The sequence below is a fragment of the Dactylosporangium sp. McL0621 genome, from assembly GCF_049995355.1.
Lineage (GTDB): Bacteria > Actinomycetota > Actinomycetes > Mycobacteriales > Micromonosporaceae > Dactylosporangium.
The window spans coordinates 4,431,790-4,451,707 of the sequence record NZ_CP188259.1; the positions used below are offsets into that span (position 1 = coordinate 4,431,790).

A 19,918-nucleotide genomic window follows, 5' to 3' on the forward strand; every position below is an offset into this window, starting at 1 on the left:
TCGACGGGCATGGCCGGTGCTCCCGGGTGACAGGGCTGTCCGCCGGTCGGGCGCTGGGCGTAGGGTGTAGGCAGATCTGCTGAGCAACCGGTCGGTGCCGGTCGGTCTGATGTCGACGGTTGTGGTGCCGGATCTGAATCCGATCGATGGCCCCGGGGCAGGACGGGGGCCCCTCAATTGTGGGCGACCGGTGTGCGGGCATGCTCGGGCCAGCTGCGACCGCTGTGGTTAGCGGTCGCGGACCGCGTCGGATTGAGCGGCTGGTCGCCGTGCATGGTCCGGACGTCGAGCCGTTGTGCCTTGCGTGCGTGGCGCACCTGCCCGGCATCGCAGGTGCCGGTGTGACGATGATGGCAGCCACTGCCGCCCAGCAGCAGCGCTGTGCCAGCGACGCGGTAAGCGACCAGGTGGAGCAGCTGCAACTGCTGCTGGGCGAGGGGCCGTGCCGCGACGCTACCGTCACCGGCCGGCCGGTACTTGCCGAGGACTTGCGCGATGCGCACTGGCAGCGACGATGGCCGGCGTTTGCCGGAGCTGCAATGCAGGCCGACGCTGCAGCGGTGTTCGCGCTGCCGCTGCGGGCCGACGGGACAGCGGTGGGGGTGCTGGACCTGTATCGGGTCAGCCCGGGAATGCTGGCCGGGCAGGATCTGGCCGATGCAATGGTGTTCGCCGAGGCGATCACCGACCTTCTGCTGGCCGAATCGATGTCGGACATCGAAGCGGGATCGGGTGGTGTCGGCGACGAGCGTGCCGTCATTGACCGCAACTCCAGGCTGCAACGCGCTGTGGTGCATCAGGCCACCGGAATGGCCAGCGTGCAGCTCGGCGTCTCGGCGGAGGAGGCGTTCGTGCGGCTGCGGGCCTACGCATTCGCAGCCGGACACGGTTTGGAAGAGATCGCGGCCGAGGTGGTTGCCCGTCGGCTGCGGTTCGACGACAGCACCGGCCGTCTGCCGATCAGTGGGACGGACATCAAGGCACCGGCAAACCCGACACCCGCCGCAGGTTCACGCGAGGCAATCGACGGTACCGGAACAGTGCCGAAGCAGAACCGCCCGCGAGCGGTCATACGCGAAGAACCGATCCGCCGTCGCTGGTCGACCTCATCGGCACTTGACCCGGTCAGGATGCGCGGCGCAGGCGGGTGCAGGCGTCCAACGCCTGCTGCAGCGCCGTCTCCACCGTCGTCAGGTCCTTGCGCTCCAGGGCCTGCCGCACCCGGGTCAGGCACGCGGCGAGGAGGCGCTCCTCGCCGCGTGCGTCCGGGGGCCGGGTCGCGCCGCCGCGGATGCGGGTCACGGCGCCGGTCCGGGCCAGCACGTGCAGGTCGCGGTGCGTGGTGGCCAGGCTGGCGCCGGTCGCCGCGCGGATGTCGTCGACGGTGACGTACTCGCGCTGGGTCACCAGTTCCACGATCCGGTGCCGGCGCACGGCCGGCAGCAACGGCGGCGGGGCGGTCATGAGAGCGGGTGGCCTTTCATGAGACGGGATAGCTTTCACGAGATCGGGTAGAGCTGCCCGTCCGTTGCGACGGCGGGGGCGAAGTCGACCTCGCGGCCGTCGAGGCTGAAACGGTACCGACTCAGCCGCCGGATCGTCGGGGACGCCTCGAGGTAGGTTCGCAGCTCCTCGAGCTCGGCCGGGGTCAGCCAGGCCGGCGGGTCGGACACGGCGCGGAAGCCGCAGACGTCGGCCAGGTCGCGCAGCCACTGCAGCTGCTGCGGGGTGAGCAGGTTCAGCTTGCTGCGGAAGTAGACGACGTCCGGGTCGACCTCGGCGAGCGGGGTCTGCCACAGCCGGTGCACGCTGTTGACGACGGCGTTGCGGGCGGTCGCGTCCGACGGGTCGACCGAGGCGTAGTTGTCCCACATCGGGGCCACGTCGGGGCCGCTGCGCAGGCCGTCGAGCAGGCCCAGGGAGGGCAGCAGGATGGCGCCGGAGCCCAGCAGGTACACGTCCTCGCCCGCGGCCTCGCGGATGACGTGCAGGGCCTCGCGGTAGATGCGTTCGCGGTCGCGGCCGGGGAGGAAGGCCGCGGCGGCGTTGATGAAGTCGAGCTTGAGGTACTTGAAGCCCCACTCGTGCACGACGGTGCGGACGAGCGCGGCCACGTGCTCGCGGGCGTCGGCGCGGGCCAGGTCCAGGGCGTAGTACGGGCCGCCCCAGTTGTAGCCGGCCACGACGAGCCGGTCGGAGGCGTCGCGCAGCAGGAGCTCGGGGTGCTCGGCGACCACGCGGGACCCGGGCAGGGCGATGAACGGGGCCAGCCACAGCCCGGCGACGAAGCCGGCGTCGGTGATGCGCTCGGCGAGGCTGCGCATGCCGCTGGGGAACTTGGCGTTGGGCTGCCAGTCGCCGACCCGCTCCTCCCAGCCGTCGTCGATCTGGACCACGTCGAACGGCAGGCCCTCGAGGTCCTGGATGTCCTTGTGCAGCTGGGTCTCGGTGACGGTCTCGTAGTACGCGTACCAGCTGCACCAGACGTTGCCGGCCCGGCGGCGGCCCGTGCCGAAGCGCTGGGCGAGCTGGTCGGTGTAGGCGCGGAACACCTCCTCCTCGGGGCCGTAGGCGAGGAACCACTCGGCGCCGCCGGTGGCGTACCAGCCGGTGAGGGTGTCGTGGTCGGCGGTGAGCCGCGGGGTGTCCAGGCCCAGGGCGCCGAGCAGCAGTGTGCCGCCGTCGGGGCCCTGGAGGGCGGCGACCGCGGAGCCGTGGTGGCGGGCGGGGTCGTCGAACGCGGGGTCGTCCGCGGTGACGAGCCGGGTCGGGTTGGGGATGCGCAGCGGCGGCTCGCTGAGCCGCCGCCAGCCGCACGGGCTCCACGAGTTGTGGCCGTGCCGGTAGAAGGAGGCGTCGCCGAGCCCGTGCAGGATCGCGACCCGGCCGGGCGGCAGCAGCATGCCTCCTGGTACGGGCCGGGGCGTCCCGTCGCCGGTGTGCTGAAGGGCGAAGTGACGACCGCCGAGCTCGACGACCTGTGCCATGGTGCTCCTTACCTGAAGAACGTCGAGGGTTACTTGAAGAGCGCGTTGACCTGGTCGTTGGCCTTCTTCAGGCCGTCGGCCGGGCCGGTCTGGCCGAGGATCACGCCCTGCAGGGTGTCCTGCACGATCTGGCTGACCTCGTTGCCGTGGTCGGTGATCGGCAGGAAGAACGTGCCGCCGGAGGCTGCGGCCTCGTCGGTGAAGACGTGCACGTCGCGGCCCGCGGCCTTGTGGGCGGCGAGGGCCTTGTCGGCGGCGGACTTGATGGCGGGGAAGACGACGGCCTTGTCGCCGACGATGTCCTGGCAGGCCGACGAGCCCAGGAACTTCACCCATGCCCACGCCTCGTTGGGGTGCTTGCTGCCGGCGTAGATGGCGTCGGAGAGGCCGTTGATGGCGGTCTTGCGGCCGTTCGGGCCGGTGGGCAGCGGCGCGAACGCGTACTGCTGCTTGGCCCCGGTGCCCAGGTAGGAGCTGATCGTCCAGGAGCCGACGATGGTGAACGCGCCCTGCCCGGCGTCCATCACGGCGTCACGGCCGAGGGTGGACTGCTTGTCGAACTTCGGCGCGTAGCCGGCGTCGGTGAGGTGCTTGAACCAGGCGATGGTCTCGGCGAGCTTGGGGTCGTCGTACTTGTACTTCGTGCCCCACGGGTTCTTGTCCAGGTACGTGAAGCCGTTCGAGACCGCCAGGTCGCCCCAGCCGTTCTGGCCCTGCGAGCCGTCGGCCCACTCGGGCAGGAAGCCGTACACCTTCACCTTGGTCTTGTCGAAGGCCGGGTCGAGCCCGTTCTTGCCGTTGGCGTCCACAGTGGCCTTGGCGATCGCCTGCTCGAAGGTGCCGCCGTCGGCCGGGTTCCAGGTGAGCTTGTCCAGGCCGCTGGTGTTGGTGACGTACTTGCTGTTGTAGACCAGGGCCATCGTGTCCCAGTCCTTCGGCAGCCCGTAGCGCTTGCCGTCCTTGACGAACAGGTCGGCCAGGCCCGCCTGGTACTGGCCCAGGTCGACCTTGTCCTTGTCGACGAACGGCTGGATGTCGAGGATCTGGTTGCTCGTCACGAACTGCGGGTAGTACGAGGCGTGGTCGGTCCACACGTCGGGCGCGCTGCCGCTGGCCAGCTGGGTGGTGAGGTTCTGCCAGTACTGCGCCCACGCGGTCTGCGAGATCTTGACGGTGACGTTCGGGTTGGCCTTCGTGAACTCGTCGGCGCAGGCCTGGTAGGCGGGCTGCTGCTTGTCGTCCCACAGCCAGTACTCGAGGGTGACCTTGCCGCCGTCGGAGCCGGACTCGTCCGAGCACGCGACCAGCAGCGGTAAGGCGAGCGCCGCGACGGTGACCATCGCCGCCGCCGTGCGGGATCGTTTGGACATCGGTTTCCCTTTCACGATCACTTGATGCCGGTAGAATCACTTGAGGCCGGTAAAACTGAGGGACTGCACCAGCCGCTTGCCCAGGAAGATGAGCAGGGCGAGGACCGGCAGGACGGACAGCGTGGAGGCGGCCATGAGCCCGGTCCAGTCCGGCTGGGTGTTCGGGGACTGCTGGAGAAACACCCCGAGGGCCACGGTGAGCACCCGGGTCTGCTCCCCGCGGCCGACGAGCAGCGGCCACAGGAAGTCCTTCCACGCCCACACGGACGTGGTCAGGGCGATGGTGATGAGCGGCCCGCGGCTCATCGGCACGATGACCCGCCAGAAGACGCCCCACCGGCCGGCCCCGTCGATGGTCGCCGCCTCCTCCACCTCGCGCGGGATGGACAGGAAGAACTGGCGGAGGAAGAACACCGCGAACGGGGTCATGAGCAGGTTGGGGGCGACCATGCCGGCGAACGTGTCGATGGCGCCGAGGCTCTTCACGAGCGTGAAGTTGGGCAGCAGCGTGAAGATGGGCGGGACCATCAGCGCCGCGACCATGACCCCGAAGAGCAGGTCGCGGCCCGGGAAGCGCAGGCGCGCGAAGGCGTACCCGGCCATGGCGCAGCAGAACGTCTGCACGCCGGCGATGAGTGCGCAGTAGATGATGGAGTTGAGGGTGTACCGCAGGAAGTTGATCTGTGCCCCGGAGCCCCCGGCATCACGCGCGGTCTGCGCGTCGACGAGGCCGAGGATCCGCCAGAAATTGATCATCGTGGGGTGGGACGGGAACAGGGCCCCGGACTCGCTGTAGATGTCGCCGGCGGGGGTGAGGGCCGTGCGGACCATCCAGTAGAACGGCGCGATCGTGAGCACCAGGAACGCGATCAGGGCGAACCAGGCCAGGATCCGGCCCGGCGTGTAGCGGCGGTTCATCGCGACGCCTTTCGCATCAGGTCGGGTTACGTCAGGTCGGATCGGGAGGCGCGCAGCAGGCGCATCTGCACGAAGGTGAGCACGCCCAGGATCAGCACGAGCGCCATCGCGACGGCGGAGGCGTAGCCCATGTGGAAGTACGTGAACGCCTGCTGGTAGATGTAGAAGTAGATGACCCGGGTCGCCCCCATCGGGCCGCCCTTCGTGGTCACCGCGACGGTGTCGAAGATCTGGAACGAGCCGATCAGCGACACCACGAGCACCAGGGCCAGGATCGGGCGCAGCAGCGGCAGCGTGATCCGCCGGAACATCCGCCACTCGCCGGCGCCGTCCAGGGCCGCGCTCTCGTAGAGGTGCGACGGGATCTGCAGCATGCCGGCGTAGAGCAGTAGCGCCGTGTACCCGGTGTACGCCCACGTGTTGACGAGCGCGACGGCGGGCATGGCCCAGAGCGGCGAGTTGAGGTAGGTGCGGTGCTCGACGCCGACCAGGCCCAGCAGGTGGTTGAAGAAGCCCAGATCGGCGTCCAGCAGCCACATCCACAGCAGGGCGACGGTCACGTTGGGCACCAGCCACGGCAGCAGCATCATCGCCCGCACGAGAACCGAGCGGGTCAGCCGGTGCATGAGCGCGGCCAGGCCGAGCGCCAGCAGGGTCTGCGAGCCGATGTTGATGACGACGTAGTAGGCGGTCACCTTCAGCGAGTCCCAGAACTGCCCGTCGGAGACGAGCTCGGCGTAGTTGTCGGCGCCGACGAACTTCGGGGTGTTGAGCAGGCTGTAGTCGGTGAGCGAGTACCAGACCCCGCGCACGGTCGGGTACAGGTAGAACACCGCGAAGCCGAGGAGCACCGGCAGCAGGAACAGCCAGGCGACCCGGCGGTCGTCTCGTGCGCGGCGCGGCCGGAGCGGGCCCGGCCCGGCGGGGGGATCGGGCGCCGTCGCGGCGGGTACCGCAACGGCATCACGCATCGTCACGATCCGACCTCGTTTCCATTGATCGAAGATCTTCAAGATTTAGCGTCTTGCGGCGGGGGGTGTGTGGCCGTTAATAATGATGAAGCTCATGGAAAGTTTGTCAACAGCTCCTCGTATCGATATGGCGAACGAGGAGACTCCGCCCCCTTGAACCGGAGGTTCATCCATGCGCACACCCCTGCGGCGGCGCCTCGCTCGCGCCGTCGCACTCTGCACGGTCGCCGCCAGTGCCGTGCTCGTGTTCGCCCCGCACAACGCGGCCGCGTTCACCCCGGTGCCCGCCGGCGCCCCCGCCCGACCGGCCCCGCCGGGCACGCCGAGCCCCGGCCTGACCGACCACCCGCTCACCGCCGCCCCGAGCCCGCTGGACAACCCGCTCAAGGGCTTCGCCCGCTTCTACTTCCCCGGCGACAACCAGAACTCCGGCTATCCGCGCTCGCTCGCCTGGAGCTACTTCGGCCTCTCCGAGGTCATGACCAGCGCGACCGACTGCGGCTCGTACAACTGGTCCATTGTGGACAACGCGCTCAACGAGATCGCCTCGTACGGCAACCAGGCCGCCATCCGCTTCTACATGGAGTACCCCGGCGGCACCGGCAGCCACCCCGGCAACGCCATCCCGCACTGCTTCGACGGGCACGTCACCTACCGCAACAACACCTACTGGGGCACTGTCAGCCCCGACTACGACAGCGCCTACCTGCTCAGCGCCGTCACGAACTTCATCGCCGCGTTCGGCGCCCGCTACGACGGCGACCCGCGCATCGGCTTCATCAACCTCGGCCTCGTCGGCCTCTGGGGCGAGTGGCACACGTGGCCGTTCGACACCGACACCGCCGACGGCTACCCGAACCTGATGCCGACCGACGCCCACGCGGCCCAGATCGTCACCGCGTTCGACAACGCCTTCAACACCACCAAGCTCGAGATCCGGTACCCGGACTCGGCCGGCGGCGCCGCCAACGCCCGCGACATCGGGTACCACGACGACTCCTTCTGCTACAAGGAAGGCTCACCGCTCAAGGGCGTGACCCTGCCCCAGTCCCTCGGCGGCGCCGACTACGCCCAGCTGCAGCGCGCGCTGAACATGGGCGTGGAGAACAAGTGGGTCACCGACTCGATGGGCGGCGAGGTGCGCCCCGAGATCCAGAGCTCGGCGTTCACGTCGTGGCCCGGCGGCTCCGGCCAGGTCGACAACATGAAGGCCTGCATCGAGCTCGAGCACACCACCTGGAAGATCAACCAGACCAGCCAGAGCTACTCGCCCACCGACCCCAACGTCGCCGCGGCCGTACGCCTCATGGGCTACGACCTCAGCGCGACCCACGCGTACTACACCAACAGCGTGACCGGCAGCGCCACCGTCGGCGTCACGCTCGCCAACAACGGCGTCGCCCCGTTCTACTACCCGTGGACGGTCACGCTCGGGCTCAAGGACGCCGCCGGTACCGTCGTGAAGACCTGGGACACCCCCTGGGACCTGCGCACGGTCCAGCCGCTGAAGATCCGGGCCTTCCCCGACTGGAACGTCGGCGCCGACCCGACCTACCGCGACTACGGCTACCCGCAGTACTTCCAGTCCAACGTCAGCCTCGCCGGCGTCGCCAGCGGCTCCTACCAGCTCGTCCTGCGGGTCAAGAACCCGCTCGAGGCGCTCAGCCCGGCCGCGAAGAAGCTGCGCTTCGGCAACGCCACCCAGAACGCCGACGGGTGGCTGGGCCTGGGCGGCATCGGCGTCGGCGGCGGCACGGCCGACACCACCCCGCCGTCGGCCCCGACCGGGCTCACCTCGCCCGCGAAGACGTCGAGCAGCGTCACCCTCGGCTGGAACGCGTCCACGGACAACGTCGGCGTGGCCGGGTACAAGGTGCTGCGCGGCGGAACCCAGGTCGGCACGACCTCGACCACCGCCTACACCGACTCCGGGCTGAACGCGTCCACGGCCTACACGTACACCGTGCAGGCCTACGACGCCGCCGGGAACACCTCGGCGGCCTCGACCGCCCTGACCGTGACGACCTCCACCGGCGGCACGGCCGACACCGCGCCGCCCACCGTCCCGAACGGGCTCGCGTCCCCGGCCAAGACGTCCAGCAGCGTGTCGCTGACCTGGAACGCGGCGACCGACAACGTCGGCGTGGCCGGGTACAAGGTCATGCGCGGCGGGACCCAGGTCGGCACCTCGGCGACGACCGCGTACACCGACTCCGGGCTGAACGCGTCCACGGCCTACACGTACACCGTGCGGGCCTACGACGCCGCCGGCAACACGTCCGCGGACTCGTCGTCGATCACCGTGACGACGCAGGCCTCCACCACGCCGGCCGGCCTCGTGCTGGACGACTTCGACGGCACACCCGCCTACCCGTCCTCGGCCCAGAACGACCTCGGCAAGTGGACCGGCGGCAACTGCTTCCTCAACGGCGGCGGCAACGGCGTCGTGACGGGCGGTGCTCTGGTGCTGCAGTACAACAACTGCGGCTGGTTCGGCTCCGACGTCAACACCGACGTGTCCGCGTACAAGTACCTCGTCGTGCGCGTCAAGGGCACCAGCGGCGGCGAACAGTCGCAGTTCAACCTGAGCCTCGGCGGTACCACCAAGGTGTTCGGCGACTACACCCTCGACGGCGGCGGCCACCCCGCCATCACCACCGCCTACCAGGACATCAAGATCCCGATGACCGCCAACGGGATCAGCCGCACCAGCCCCGCGCAGCTCGCGATGGGCTTCTGGTACGGCGGCAACAGCGCCATCACCATCGACAGCTTCTCCTTCAGCAACTGATGCAGCACACCCTTCGGGTCCGGGCGGCCGCCGTGGCGGCGGCCGTCCTGGCCCTCTCCCTGATCGGCCCGGTCCGCCCGGCCGCCGCAGCCACCGCCACCGTCGCCTTCACCGGCGACTACGCCACCGTGTTCACGAACCCCGAGCGGGGCTTCCACAACCGGTACGAGATCATCAACGACCCGGCCGTCAACGACTACGCCAGCAACACCATCCCGGGCTTCAACCCGGACATGCTCGACCGGACGTTCGCCCGGGCCAAGGCCGACGGCGACACGCTCATCCACTCCTACGTCCACCTCGACAAGTACCAGACCAGCGACCTTCCGCAGCCCCTGCTCGACAACCTGACCACCGGCCTGGCCGCGATCCGGGCCCAGGGGCTGAAGATCGTGCTGCGGGTCGCCTACGTCTGGGACGGCTACTCGGCGGTCACCGAGCCGCAGATGGAGCGGCACATCGACCAGCTGGCGCCGGTACTGTCCGCGAACGCCGACGTCATCATGCACCTGGAGGCCGGATTCTTCGGCGCCTGGGGCGAGTGGCACTCGAGCCCGTACACCGCTTCATCCGAGGAGAGCCAGGCCCCGGTCCGGGCGGCCCTGGTGAAGAAGCTGCTGACCAGCACCCCGGCCTCGATGCCGGTCGCCATCCGGTACCCCATCTTCAACTACGAGTTCGCGCACGGCACGACCATGACGACGCAGGACCTCGACCGGCTGGGCTTCCACGACGACTGCTTCCTGGCCGACTCGGCCGACATGGGCACGTACGACCAGAACTCCTGGCTCGGCTGGTTCGACGTGGCCCAGAAGAAGCAGTGGGTGTACGACTACGCGACCTCCACCGGCGGCAACAAGATCGTCGGCGGGGAGACCTGCAACGCCAGCGGCGGCAACGACGCGGCCGGCGTCAACGCGCAGTACGAGCTCGGCCACCAGCACTGGACCGAGATCAACGAGGACTACGCGGCCGTCAACACCGACCTGTGGAAGAGCACGGCGGTGGCGGCGGCGGGCAGCGACCCGGCCGAGACGCTGTTCACGCGCATCAAGCGCAAGCTCGGCTACCGGCTGCGGCTCACCGATGCGACGTTCAGCAGCCCGGCCGCGCCCGGGGCCGCGTTCACGTTCTCGGCGCACCTGTCGAACGACGGTTACGCCGGGATCATCAAACCGCGGCCCGTGTACCTCGTGTTCGACGACGGCACGCACCGGTACAACGTGGCGCTGCCCGGCGTCGACCCGCGCACGTGGAAGCCGGGAGCGCTCACGGTGCCCACGCAGACCGTGACGCTCCCGGCCATGGTGTCCGGGTCGTACAAGCTGGCGCTGTGGCTGCCGGACCAGGCCGCCGGGCTGCGGGCCAACCCGGCGTACTCCGTGCGGCTGGCCAACACCGGCACGTGGGACGCGGCCAAGGGGTACAACGTGCTCGCCGGCGCCGTGAGCGTCGGGGCGTGCACGGGCGACTGCACGGCGCCGACCGTGCCGACGCTGTCCGCCGGCACGGTGAACGGCCAGTCCGTGCCGCTGTCCTGGAGCGGTGCGACGGACAACGTGGGCGTCACGGGGTACCGCGTGTACCGGGACGGCACGGCGGTGGCGACTCCGACCGGGACGTCGTACACGGACACGAACGTGCCCGCCGGGTCGCACACGTACACGGTCACGGCCCGGGACGCGGCCGGGTACGAGTCACCGGCCAGCAACCCGGTCACGGTCACCGTGAACGCTCCCACCCAGCCGCCGCCGGTGGGCCTGGTCCTGGACGACTTCGACGGCACGCCCGCCTACCCGTCCGCGGCCAAGAACGACCTGGGGCGGTGGACCGGCGGCAACTGCTTCCTCAACGGGAGCGGCAACGGCGTCGTGGCGGGCGGGTCCCTGGCACTGCAGTACAACAACTGCGGCTGGTTCGGCTCCGACGTCGGCCAGGACGTGTCCGGGTACACCTACCTCGTCCTGCGCATCAAGGGCGCGAGCGGCGGGGAGCAGGCGCACTTCAGCCTGAGCGTCGGCGGTACCACCAAGGTCTTCGGCGACTTCACGCTCGACGGCGGCGGCCACCCGGCGATCACGACGGCGTATCAGGACATCAGGCTCCCGATGGTCGCGAACGGCATCAACCGGGCGAGCCCGTCCCAGCTCGCGCTCGGCTTCTGGTACGGCGGCAACAGCACGGTCACCGTCGACAGCATCAGTTTCCAATAGTAGTTTGTAAAGTCCATAGCAATATTGGCGAGCGGAGGGGCAGAACCGTGACAGATCAGGTCATCACCGGTACCGACCTGTCGCGGCTGCGTGAGCTCAACTCGTTGTCGGTGGTCCGGGCGCTGCGGGACCAGCCCCCGGCCACCGTCACCGAGCTCGCCAAGCTGACCGGCCTGTCACGCCCCGCGGTCGACGTGATCGCCCAGGGGCTCGTCACCGGGGGATGGGCCACCATCGTCGAGCCGGGCGGCAGCAGCGTCGTGGGCCGCCCGGCCCGCCGCTACCGGTTCCGCGCCACGGCGGGCCACGTGATCGGCGTCGACGTCGGCGCCCACAAGGTGCTCGCCCTGCTCGCCGACCTCGACGGCAACGTCGTGTACACCGCCCGCCGTTCGGTGGCGGCCGACGCGGACCCGGCCGAGCGCCTGGCCGCCCTCGACCACGTGCTCGCCGACGTGCTGCAGGAGGGGGAGAAGAGCGCCGACGACATCTGGGCCGTGTCCGTCGGTGTCACCGGCCCGGTCGACGCCTCCGGCAAGACGACCCTGTTCACCCCGCTGCCCGGCTGGCAGACCGTCGACCTCGCGGCCCACCTGAGCGACCGCTTCACCTGCCCGATCGTGGTCGAGAACGACTGCAAGCTCGCCGCCTTGGCCGAGCGCTGGCAGGGCGCGGCCAACGACGCCAACGACATCGTGTACGTCCTGGCCGGCATGCGCACCGGCGCGGGCCTCATCATCGACGGCATCCTGCGCCGCGGTTACGGCGGCGCCGCGGGCGAGATCGGCGCCCTGCGCGCGGTGCGCTGGCTGACCGCCCCCGAGCACCTGCAGCGCTGCCCGGGCGTCCCGGCATCGGTCGGCCCGGACGACGCCGCGGCGTGGGTCTTCAACGCGGCGCGGGCCGGCAACCGCGACGCCCGCACGGCCGTGAACCGGTACGTGAAGGACCTGGCGATCGGCACCGCGGCCCTCGTCCTGGCCCTGGACCCGCAGGTCGTCATCTTCGGCGGCGGCTTCTCCCGCTCGTCCGACCTGGTCCTGGACACCCTGCGGCGCGAGCTGGCCAAGCTGTGCCTGCGCATGCCGGAGGTACGCGCCTCGACCCTGGGCGCGGACTCCGTCGCTCTCGGCGCGCTGCGGCTGGCCCTGAACGAGGTCGACCGCCGCCTGTTCACCGCGGGCCTGAGCGCCCCTATCGCCCCGCGCCGCTGATCTCGTACCGCAGCAGCGCGATCCCGTTCTCGAACAGGGTGGCCTCGACCGGCTTCAGGTCCTGCCGATCCGCGAAGACGCGCGTCCCCTTGCCGCGCGACACCGGGCAGACCATCATCCGGACTTCGTCGACGAGCCCGGCGTCGAGCAGGAAGTGCATGAGCGTCAGGCTGCCCCACAGCCAGATGTCCTGGCCGTCCTGCGCCTTGAGCTCCCGGACGGTGGCGGCCGGGTCGCGCGTCACAGTCGCGGCGGGGAAGTGACCCCAGGGCGCGTCGTGCAGCGTCGTCGAGGCGACGAACTTGGTGAGATCGTTGAGCCACTGGCCGTACTCGCCCTGTTCGGTGGCGTGCGGCCAGTAGTCCCGGTGCTGGACGTAGGTGTTCGCGCCGAGCAGCATCGTGTCGACCGATTCGATGAGGGCCATCACGCTGGTCTTGAACGCGGGATCGGTCTTCTCGGAAATGGGCTCCCCGGACACGAAGCTGAGCCCGCCGTCCTCCTCGGCGGCGATGTTGTCGACGGTGACCCACTGCTGGGCGATGAGCTTGCGCATGACGTCAACCACTCCTCGTCTCGTTACGTGCGCGAACGGCCGGTCGGGGTCGCTCGTGCCCCTGGGACGGAGCCGGCATCACGTTCTCGACACCTGCACTTCTCACTCTGAAGGCGGAGACGAAATATCGGTCTGCGGTTGGAGGCGCCGGGCGGGCCGCTTCCATAGGGTGTGAAACATGGAGAAATCGGGAATGCGGAAGTTGATGCTGAGTTCGTACGTCTCGCTCGACGGCAAGAGTGCCGACACGGACGAGGCCGTGCCCGGCAAGGACCAGTTCTTCGCCGGCGTCCGGGTCCCGTCTGTCGACTGTGGACACTTCGTACCGCTGGAGCGCCCGGAAGACTTCGCAGCCGCGGGTACAACAGCGGCCTGAGCGGCCCGGAACTGTGGTCGTGGCGTTACCGCCAGGCCCTCATGACCTCACCGTACGACACGCGGTTCCGGCGCGGCCCGTTCCGGACCTTGACCTCGGCGCACATACTCGGCTGGTGTCAGCGAGGGCTCGCTCAGGCAGCGTTGTGGACCGGCATCCGATGTTCTGCGGGCTGTTCCTGCTGGTGTTGCCGGGAGTGTTGGCGTACGGCGATGTCGGCCGGCTGGTCGTGGCCGTGTCGACGTTCGGACGGCCGATGGCCGCAGCAACAGTTGTCGGTGTCGTGCTCGGCGTCTCCAGCGTCGGCCTCATCGCATGGTGGCTCACCAGTGCCAAACGGGCCGAGAGGGCCGGGCGCTACGACAGGGATTCCACGGTGAACAAGTGGTGTCGGCGGGTTGCCGCCGTCTGGGTCATCGCGTTTCTCGGCGCGACATTGGCAGTGCACTACCCTCCCCGAGGCCACACCGAGGAGCAATGGCGACTCACCGACGCCTTGAGCACGGCCGTCTTGACCTACCTGCTCGTGCTGGTAGTCGCGCTCATGACGTTGATCGTCTCGATCTTCCTCGTCATGCCGGTGGCGATCAAATGGGAAAACGCCGTCCGGCGCCGCAGGTCAGCCGCAAACACCGCCCGACTGGATGATGCGCGCTGATACCGCCGTAGCTCAGCGCCGCCGTAGTCGCGCCGCCGGCTGCCGCACGGGGTTCGGCCGTACCTAGGCGAGATCCAGTAGATGCATGTCGCCGCCGCGGATCATCCAGTCGTCCCAGTAGCCGAGGCGCCCGCATGTGACACAGCGGCTGGTGATGGCGAGCGCCCGGACTCCGTCGCCGCCGTCGTAGAGCGAGTAGCCCACCGCGACGTTGAAGTCCTCGCTGTCGGTGTCGCGGTCACCGTCGCATTCGCAGACCATGATGCCTGACCGGCTGTCGTCCCAGTACTCGCCGCTGTCTGCGATGAAATGCTCCGCGTCGCAGCCGCGGCAAACGCGCTTCGCGGCGTGCTCCTCAAGATTGCCGTGGATGCCGAAGACGTCGCCGCCGCACCCTGCGCACCGGCACAACCGCACCTCATGGACGTCGTAACCTCGAGCGCCTTCGGCCGCCGCATACGCGCACAAGTCATCGAGGTCGTCGCCCCGTGGCCAACCGTCGGCTCCGCTGATCAACACGCCCACTATTGCACCACGCCGGGCGGGCGGAACGCGGAAGGCGCCGGGGCGGCTGTCGAGGGTGGACATCACCGGCCGGACGACGTTCGCAAGAGGGGGATGGCGCGTCAGGGCGCGGTGGGCATCCACGGCTCGATCAGCGTGGGGTCGGCGACGGCGGACTCGACCTGACGGCGTTCCTCGTTGGTGAGGGTCAGTTGCCGGAGGCCGGCTCCCCATTCCGGTACCCGTTCCAGCTCCTCCAGTGCCGTTGACACCTCGATGAGTACGGCCAGCGCCAGCGCGCGTTCTACTGCCGGCGCGCTGTCGCCGTGGCGGCGCAGGCCTGAGTTCAGGGCCCGGTAGGCGGCGCGGTCGTCATGTTTGAACTCGCGCAGGATTCGCGCGTTGTCCAGGACCCGGGCGAGGCCTTGGAGCTGTTTGGAGCCGCCGTACTCCAGGTCCGTCGGCTCGTCGCGCTGGATGAAGATGATGGAGTTTCCCGACGGGTCCATGACGGTGAACCGGGAGGCGCCGGGGCGGTACCGCGTAATTCGGGGCAGTTCCTTGGAGAGTCGTGAACGGCTTTGGCAACGCCGCAGGTCCGAAAAGGTTACGCCTGCATGAAGGCGCCGAAGCTGTTCGGGCCCGTCCAGGCCGAGACCGGGGTGAAGCCGAGGACCTGGCCGTGTTCGACCCAGGCGACGCCGAGGATGTGCAGGGCGCCGGGGGTCAGGGTGCCGTCCGGTGGCGGGGTGGCGGGTGGAGGGACGAGGTAGATCGCGCTGTCGCGGCCCTTGTCGTAGGCGCTGAAGACGGCGCCGGCGCCGAGGGTGTAGGCGTCCCAGCCGGCGTCGTAGTGCTGCTGGTCGTGGGTGAGTTTCTGGCGGCGGGCGATGAAGCCGATGGTGTACAGCTTCAAGCCCGACGGTCCGGAGATTTCGCCCTCGGCGGCGACGCCGGGGGCGTTGAAGCCGCGCGGGTCGGTGTCGGCGAGCAGGACGAGGTGGTCCGGGGCGGCGGACAGGTCCAGCCGTCCGGCCGTGCCGTTGCGGATCTGCACGCGCAGGGCGACCCAGCCGGCGACCTTCGTGACGGTCATGGGGCTGTCGACGGCGGCGAAGTAGTGCCGGACCGTGATCTGTACGCCGCCGGCCGCCCACGACTGCAAGGTGCCGGGCAGCACCAGTGGAATCGCGGGCTGGGTCTCGTAGTCCGGGCCGCTCACGGCCACGGCGACGCCGCCGGCCAGCAGCGCCGCGGCGGCCGCGCCCGCGGCGACCGCGACCCGTCGGCGGCGCCACCACGGGCCGGGTGCGGGCGCCGCCGGCGGGGGAGGGGGCGCGGGGTGCAGGATGCCGTCGACGGTGTCCTTCCACTCGCGGGCGGTGGGGCGGTCCGCGCCGGTCAGGCCCCGCAGCATGAGCCGGTACAGCTCGGGGTGGCGGCCCTCGCCGCGCGGGGGTGCGGGCGGGCGGTCGGGGTCGAGGGCGTCGGTGGCACCGTAGTACACGCGGTGGCAGAACAGGGCCAGGGCCCAGCGGTCACTGTCCGGGCCGGGGCGTTCGCCGGGGCCCAGCCGCGGGTCGGCCCAGTCGTCGCGGGGGGCGGCCACGTCGCCGGGCGGGGCGGACGAGGCGGTGAAGCGGGCGTTGTCGCAGTCGAGGAGGTACACGCGGGGCCGGCCGCGCAGGGTCCACAGGACGTTCTTGACGCCGACGTCGCCGTACACCAGGCCGTTCTCTTCGAAGAGCTCCATCAGCCCGGCGAGGCTGTGCAGCAGGGCGAGCCGCGGCGGGGACTGTGGCGGCGGCACGGTCAGGCCGGGCAGCCGCGGGTGCAGCAGGTGCTGCAGCTCGACGGTGTGCGCCTCGCCCTGCATGTCGGCCCAGAACTCGCCCGGCGCCCGGTGCATCTCGTAGCCGGTGGCGAGGCCGTGCTCCAGGCGCAGCCGGATCGGCCAGGCGCAGTGCGCGTCGAGGAACTCGCGAGCCCCGCGCGGCATGGATTCGCGCCACGCGATGAGCTCGGCGAGAGGATCGGGACGAACCGGGCGGCGGTACTGCTTGTAGACCGTGCGGTCGTCGACCGGGTAGACGGTGCCGGAGGCGCCGCGGCCGATCGGGCGGCGCTCGGGTGCGGTCATCGCGGGTCCTCCCGGGGTTGGAACCACACGCCGGCGGCGGTGCGGTCGTCGGTCTCGCCGCGGCGGTGGAACGACAGGTCGCCGAGGAACTCGGCGATCGCGGGCGGGCGGCGCCACCTGCGCCTCAGGTAGTGGCGGACGTCGGGTGCGGCGGCGGGTCCGGCGAGGCCGTCGGTGGCGAGCAGCAGGGCGGCGCCGGGGTCGAGCCGTCCGGTGAACCCGGCCGCGGCCGCGTGGCCGCCGGGCAGCGCGACGGTACCGTCGAAGCCGTCTTCTTCGCCGCCGACCCGGTCGAGGCCGCGCCGGCCGAGGACGTAGGCGCCGCCGTCGCCGAGCGTCACGCCGGTGTAGCGGCCGTCCTGCGCGACCCAGGCGACCGTGAGGGTGGTGGACAGGGCCCGCGGGGGCAGGGACGTGCCGGCGATCCGCGCGGCCGCGGCCAGCACCGCCGCGCCGACCTGGGCGCACAGCGCGACGGCGTCGATCGCGGCGTCGCCGTCGAGGCGGGCCCGGACCAGCCGGCAGGCCTCCATGGCGGCCAGCTGGGCGCCGAGGGCCGAGCAGTGGGCGGCGGGGTCGCCGAGGCCGTCGGCGACGGCCATGACGGCGGTACCGTCGGCGGTGCGCCCGAGCGCGAACGCGTCCTCGCGGGTGTGGCCGGCCGCGGCGTGGGCGCGGCCGATCACCGATGCGGCGCGGACGGTGAGCGCGCCGGTGGTGCCGCCGTCGGCGCTGAGCCGGGGCTGGGTCGTCCACGCCGTGTTGCCGAGCGAGTCGGCGGCCCGGCCGGGCTGGACCGCCGCGCCGACCGTGGCGGGCGGGGCCGGGCGGCGCCGCCATACGCTCACGTGTCCTCCTCGGGCGGGGCGTCCGGGAGCCGTTCCCAGCCCGGGGGTGCGTCGTCGTCGAGCTCGAACGGGTCGTCGCCGGGGCCGGCGCGGCGGGTCGAGTGCAGCAGCGACGTGAGCAGCACGTCCATGAACGAGGTGATTTCGGCGGCCGGCCGCCGGTACGCCCGCAGCGTGCCGACGGCGCGGATGGTGGCGGCGGTGGCCTCGCCGAAGCCGAACGCGACGATGTGGGGCGCGCCGTGGAATCCGCGGGGGTCGGTGAGGGCGCTGTGCCGGGCGCGCCAGGCGCGGTCGTCGTCGGTCGGCTGGCCGTCGCTGAGGAAGAACACGGCGGGGCGGTACGGGCGGCGGCCGGAGCGCATCAGGTCGTACAGGTCGGCGGCGATCGTGGTGCGGAGCAGTTCGAAGAGCGGGCCGTAGGCGGTGCCCCGCCCGTCGGCCTGCAGGGGCGGCATCGCGACCCGGGAGACGTCGGTGAGCGGCAGCGCGACCCGGGCGGTGTCGTCGAACGTGAGCACCGACACGTGGCAGATCTCGCAGAGGCGGGGCTCGCGCAGCATGGTGAGCCGCAGCTCGGCCAGCTCCTCGTTGATCCGGTCCATGATGTCGACGTTCATCGTCCACGACGTGTCAATGGCCAGGTAGATCGGCAGAACGCGATAGGCGGACGGGCCCCGGAATGTGTTTCGGCGCCACGGGAGATTGGCCGGGAAGTGCGGTCCGGTGCCATTCTGCTCGACCAGCACGATCCCGTCGCGGCCGATCCCGGACTCGGCGAATGAAATGCGCTGGTCGATCGGGCTGCCGTCGCGTTTCCGGAGCGTGAATTTGGCCTCGGGCGGGAAACCGACCGCCCGGGCGATCTCCGCCCGGAGCGTGGAGATCCGGACATGCTGGGCCATGTCGACCTTTGCGGACGTTCCACCAGGAGCGAGTAGCAACATTCCAACTCCACCGTAGGTCGGGCGTGTCGGCATTTCGGGGGATGCCATTCCGGCTCATTTTCCGGAATGCCTCGGCGTGCGCTTGACGGCCCGTTGTATACGTAGACTGTAGCCAGTCGCGCAAGCCTTTCCGAAGGAGCCGCACAATGGTGGATATCCGGGTATCCGTCGAGGCCGTCAGGGACTCCGCCACGCGGGTCGACAACGGCGCCGCCGACATCGAGCAGCGGCTGCAGTCGCTGCGCAACGAGGTCGCCGGCCTGGTCGACAGCTGGGAGGGCGACGCCTCGCAGCGCTTCCAGGACCTCTACGCGCAGTGGGACAACGACGCCCGCAACCTGCACGAGACGCTCACCGCGATCGTCGCCCGGATGCGGGAGGTCGCCGACATCTACGAGACGGCGGGTCACGACGCCGTCCTGCGCGTGACCGGATGACCACCATCCGGACCGCCACCGCCGACGTCCACGCCGTGTCGGCCGCCGTCGCCGCGTTCGGCGACGACGTCGCCGCCGTGCGGGGCATCGTCGCCGCGATCACCGAGCCGGAGCACCCGGGCGTGTCCGGCGACGCTCGCGTCGCCGCCGGCTACGCCTCGCTGCACGACGACTGGGTCTCGGGCCTCGACCGGCTCGCCGCCGGCCTCGCCGCCCTGGCCGTGGCCGTCGCCGACGTCGCGACCGACTACGAGCGGGGCGAGGCCGGCAGCGCCGCCGCCGTCACGCCGGCCAAGGATCGCAACCATGGGCGCTGAGGGCGTCGCCGGGCTCGCCGAGGAGCTCATCGGGCGCCTGCCGGACTACCCGGGCGGCGACCCGGAGCAGCTGCGGGCGGCCGCGACACAGTGGGACTACGCCGGCCACCAGCTGCAGGAGCACCTCGACACCGCCCGCGCCCGCGTCGACGCGGCCCGCGGCACCTGGGACCACGACGCCCGGGTGCTGTTCGACCAGCGGTGGGACGAGCTGACCAACGCCGTCGAGCACGGCACCGGGCAGCTCGCCGACGTGGCCACGGCGCTGCGCGGGGCCGCCGACGGCATCGAGGCCGCCCGGCTCGCCTACGACGTCGCGATCGCCGGCGCCGCCACCATGGGCGTGTTCGCGCTGTTCAGCGCGGTCGCCAGCTTCGGCGCGTCCGAGGTCGCCGTCCTCGCACGCCTCATCGAGGAGCTCATGGTCGCCATCGGCATCGCCGAGGAGACCGCCGCGATCGCCGCCGCGGCGCTCGAGACCGCCATGCAGGCCGTGCGCCTGCTCGCCATCAACTTCGCCACCGACCTCGCCGGGCAGGCCGCGATGAGCATGGTCGTGTACGACGACCACAACCCGGTCGGGCACCTCCAGCCGGGCGACGCCCTCGCGACCGCGCTGGGCGGGGCCATGATCGGCCGCCGCCGGTCCCCCGGCCGGAAGCCTTAGGGGA

The 19,918-nt window shown here is 70.7% G+C and carries 19 protein-coding genes and 1 pseudogene; 9 read left to right on the forward strand and 11 right to left on the reverse strand.

Annotated elements, in window-relative coordinates:
* Positions 1–350: 350 nt before the first annotated feature.
* Positions 351–857: pseudogene (locus ACPPVO_RS21080) on the forward strand (GAF domain-containing protein); the annotation flags it as partial.
* Positions 858–1,125: 268 nt separating this feature from the next.
* Here ACPPVO_RS21080 and ACPPVO_RS21085 read toward each other — a convergent pair.
* From ACPPVO_RS21085 to ACPPVO_RS21105, 5 genes are read right to left on the reverse strand one after another with little or no spacing between them, the layout of a single operon-like run.
* Positions 1,126–1,464 carry a DeoR family transcriptional regulator gene (locus ACPPVO_RS21085; RefSeq protein WP_426512914.1) on the reverse strand — a complete coding sequence of 113 codons (339 nt, stop codon included), beginning with the start codon at positions 1,462–1,464 and terminating at the stop codon, positions 1,126–1,128.
* Positions 1,465–1,499: 35 nt separating this feature from the next.
* The gene (locus tag ACPPVO_RS21090; protein WP_426512915.1) at positions 1,500–2,987 is read right to left on the reverse strand and encodes a glycoside hydrolase family 36 protein; all 1,488 of its coding nucleotides are present in this window, start codon (positions 2,985–2,987) and stop codon (positions 1,500–1,502) included.
* Between the two features lie 29 nt (positions 2,988–3,016).
* A complete protein-coding gene (locus ACPPVO_RS21095) occupies positions 3,017–4,357 on the reverse strand; it encodes an ABC transporter substrate-binding protein (RefSeq protein WP_426512916.1) in 1,341 nt (446 codons plus the stop codon).
* Between the two features lie 36 nt (positions 4,358–4,393).
* Positions 4,394–5,275, reverse strand: a complete 882-nt coding sequence (locus ACPPVO_RS21100; RefSeq protein WP_426512917.1) for a carbohydrate ABC transporter permease — start codon at positions 5,273–5,275, stop codon at positions 4,394–4,396.
* 26 nt (positions 5,276–5,301) lie between these two features.
* Complete coding sequence (locus ACPPVO_RS21105; protein WP_426514663.1) at positions 5,302–6,246, reverse strand: carbohydrate ABC transporter permease; 945 nt, start codon at positions 6,244–6,246, stop codon at positions 5,302–5,304.
* 172 nt (positions 6,247–6,418) lie between these two features.
* Here ACPPVO_RS21105 and ACPPVO_RS21110 point away from each other — a divergent pair, with 172 nt between their 5' ends.
* From ACPPVO_RS21110 to ACPPVO_RS21120, 3 genes are read left to right on the forward strand one after another with little or no spacing between them, the layout of a single operon-like run.
* Complete coding sequence (locus tag ACPPVO_RS21110) at positions 6,419–9,037, forward strand: fibronectin type III domain-containing protein (RefSeq protein WP_426512918.1); 2,619 nt, start codon at positions 6,419–6,421, stop codon at positions 9,035–9,037.
* Positions 9,037–11,250, forward strand: a complete 2,214-nt coding sequence (locus ACPPVO_RS21115) for a DUF4832 domain-containing protein (RefSeq protein WP_426512919.1) — start codon at positions 9,037–9,039, stop codon at positions 11,248–11,250. Before ACPPVO_RS21110 ends, ACPPVO_RS21115 begins: the two co-directional genes overlap by 1 nt.
* A gap of 47 nt (positions 11,251–11,297) precedes the next feature.
* Positions 11,298–12,464 carry an ROK family protein gene (locus ACPPVO_RS21120; protein WP_426512920.1) on the forward strand — a complete coding sequence of 389 codons (1,167 nt, stop codon included), beginning with the start codon at positions 11,298–11,300 and terminating at the stop codon, positions 12,462–12,464.
* Here the strand turns inward: ACPPVO_RS21120 and ACPPVO_RS21125 are convergent.
* A complete protein-coding gene (locus tag ACPPVO_RS21125) occupies positions 12,445–13,020 on the reverse strand; it encodes a dihydrofolate reductase family protein (protein ID WP_426512921.1) in 576 nt (191 codons plus the stop codon). The two genes, ACPPVO_RS21120 and ACPPVO_RS21125, sit on opposite strands and share 20 nt — an antisense overlap.
* Positions 13,021–13,213: 193 nt before the next feature.
* Here ACPPVO_RS21125 and ACPPVO_RS21130 point away from each other — a divergent pair, with 193 nt between their 5' ends.
* Complete coding sequence (locus tag ACPPVO_RS21130) at positions 13,214–13,396, forward strand: hypothetical protein (RefSeq protein ID WP_426512922.1); 183 nt, start codon at positions 13,214–13,216, stop codon at positions 13,394–13,396.
* Between the two features lie 145 nt (positions 13,397–13,541).
* Positions 13,542–14,054, forward strand: coding sequence for a hypothetical protein (locus ACPPVO_RS21135; protein ID WP_426512923.1), 513 nt, complete (start codon positions 13,542–13,544; stop codon positions 14,052–14,054).
* Positions 14,055–14,117: 63 nt separating this feature from the next.
* Here ACPPVO_RS21135 and ACPPVO_RS21140 read toward each other — a convergent pair whose 3' ends face one another.
* The 5 genes from ACPPVO_RS21140 to ACPPVO_RS21160 all read right to left on the reverse strand — a co-directional run bounded on the left by ACPPVO_RS21140 (position 14,118) and on the right by ACPPVO_RS21160 (position 18,451).
* Positions 14,118–14,579, reverse strand: coding sequence for a hypothetical protein (locus ACPPVO_RS21140; RefSeq protein ID WP_426512924.1), 462 nt, complete (start codon positions 14,577–14,579; stop codon positions 14,118–14,120).
* 101 nt (positions 14,580–14,680) lie between these two features.
* The gene (locus tag ACPPVO_RS21145; RefSeq protein ID WP_426512925.1) at positions 14,681–15,067 is read right to left on the reverse strand and encodes a hypothetical protein; all 387 of its coding nucleotides are present in this window, start codon (positions 15,065–15,067) and stop codon (positions 14,681–14,683) included.
* A gap of 98 nt (positions 15,068–15,165) precedes the next feature.
* Positions 15,166–16,698 carry a hypothetical protein gene (locus ACPPVO_RS21150; protein WP_426512926.1) on the reverse strand — a complete coding sequence of 511 codons (1,533 nt, stop codon included), beginning with the start codon at positions 16,696–16,698 and terminating at the stop codon, positions 15,166–15,168.
* A complete protein-coding gene (locus ACPPVO_RS21155) occupies positions 16,695–17,546 on the reverse strand; it encodes a protein phosphatase 2C domain-containing protein (RefSeq protein ID WP_426512927.1) in 852 nt (283 codons plus the stop codon). The genes ACPPVO_RS21150 and ACPPVO_RS21155 overlap by 4 nt, the downstream gene beginning before the upstream one ends.
* Positions 17,543–18,451 (reverse strand): vWA domain-containing protein, encoded by a 909-nt coding sequence (locus ACPPVO_RS21160; protein WP_426512928.1) that lies wholly within the window; start codon positions 18,449–18,451, stop codon positions 17,543–17,545. The genes ACPPVO_RS21155 and ACPPVO_RS21160 overlap by 4 nt, the downstream gene beginning before the upstream one ends.
* 188 nt (positions 18,452–18,639) lie before the next feature.
* Here ACPPVO_RS21160 and ACPPVO_RS21165 point away from each other — a divergent pair, with 188 nt between their 5' ends.
* From ACPPVO_RS21165 to ACPPVO_RS21175, 3 genes are read left to right on the forward strand one after another with little or no spacing between them, the layout of a single operon-like run.
* Positions 18,640–18,930 (forward strand): WXG100 family type VII secretion target, encoded by a 291-nt coding sequence (locus ACPPVO_RS21165; RefSeq protein ID WP_426512929.1) that lies wholly within the window; start codon positions 18,640–18,642, stop codon positions 18,928–18,930.
* Positions 18,927–19,247 (forward strand): hypothetical protein, encoded by a 321-nt coding sequence (locus ACPPVO_RS21170; protein WP_426512930.1) that lies wholly within the window; start codon positions 18,927–18,929, stop codon positions 19,245–19,247. Before ACPPVO_RS21165 ends, ACPPVO_RS21170 begins: the two co-directional genes overlap by 4 nt.
* Positions 19,237–19,914, forward strand: coding sequence for a WXG100 family type VII secretion target (locus ACPPVO_RS21175; RefSeq protein ID WP_426512931.1), 678 nt, complete (start codon positions 19,237–19,239; stop codon positions 19,912–19,914). The genes ACPPVO_RS21170 and ACPPVO_RS21175 overlap by 11 nt, the downstream gene beginning before the upstream one ends.
* The last annotated feature ends 4 nt before the right edge of the window (positions 19,915–19,918 follow it).

Excerpts from the sequence above, each read along its gene's own strand:
- ACPPVO_RS21085 (WP_426512914.1), bottom strand. The coding sequence starts at position 1,464 with ATGACCGCCCCGCCGCCGTTGCTGCCGGCCGTGCGCCGGCACCGGATC.
- ACPPVO_RS21090 (WP_426512915.1), bottom strand. The coding sequence starts at position 2,987 with ATGGCACAGGTCGTCGAGCTCGGCGGTCGTCACTTCGCCCTTCAGCAC.
- ACPPVO_RS21095 (WP_426512916.1), bottom strand. The coding sequence starts at position 4,357 with ATGTCCAAACGATCCCGCACGGCGGCGGCGATGGTCACCGTCGCGGCG.
- ACPPVO_RS21100 (WP_426512917.1), bottom strand. The coding sequence starts at position 5,275 with ATGAACCGCCGCTACACGCCGGGCCGGATCCTGGCCTGGTTCGCCCTG.
- ACPPVO_RS21105 (WP_426514663.1), bottom strand. The coding sequence starts at position 6,246 with ATGCGTGATGCCGTTGCGGTACCCGCCGCGACGGCGCCCGATCCCCCC.
- ACPPVO_RS21110 (WP_426512918.1), top strand. The coding sequence starts at position 6,419 with ATGCGCACACCCCTGCGGCGGCGCCTCGCTCGCGCCGTCGCACTCTGC.
- ACPPVO_RS21115 (WP_426512919.1), top strand. The coding sequence starts at position 9,037 with ATGCAGCACACCCTTCGGGTCCGGGCGGCCGCCGTGGCGGCGGCCGTC.
- ACPPVO_RS21125 (WP_426512921.1), bottom strand. The coding sequence starts at position 13,020 with ATGCGCAAGCTCATCGCCCAGCAGTGGGTCACCGTCGACAACATCGCC.
- ACPPVO_RS21130 (WP_426512922.1), top strand. The coding sequence starts at position 13,214 with ATGCGGAAGTTGATGCTGAGTTCGTACGTCTCGCTCGACGGCAAGAGT.
- ACPPVO_RS21145 (WP_426512925.1), bottom strand. The coding sequence starts at position 15,067 with ATGGACCCGTCGGGAAACTCCATCATCTTCATCCAGCGCGACGAGCCG.
- ACPPVO_RS21150 (WP_426512926.1), bottom strand. The coding sequence starts at position 16,698 with ATGACCGCACCCGAGCGCCGCCCGATCGGCCGCGGCGCCTCCGGCACC.
- ACPPVO_RS21160 (WP_426512928.1), bottom strand. The coding sequence starts at position 18,451 with ATGGCCCAGCATGTCCGGATCTCCACGCTCCGGGCGGAGATCGCCCGG.
- ACPPVO_RS21165 (WP_426512929.1), top strand. The coding sequence starts at position 18,640 with ATGGTGGATATCCGGGTATCCGTCGAGGCCGTCAGGGACTCCGCCACG.
- ACPPVO_RS21170 (WP_426512930.1), top strand. The coding sequence starts at position 18,927 with ATGACCACCATCCGGACCGCCACCGCCGACGTCCACGCCGTGTCGGCC.
- ACPPVO_RS21175 (WP_426512931.1), top strand. The coding sequence starts at position 19,237 with ATGGGCGCTGAGGGCGTCGCCGGGCTCGCCGAGGAGCTCATCGGGCGC.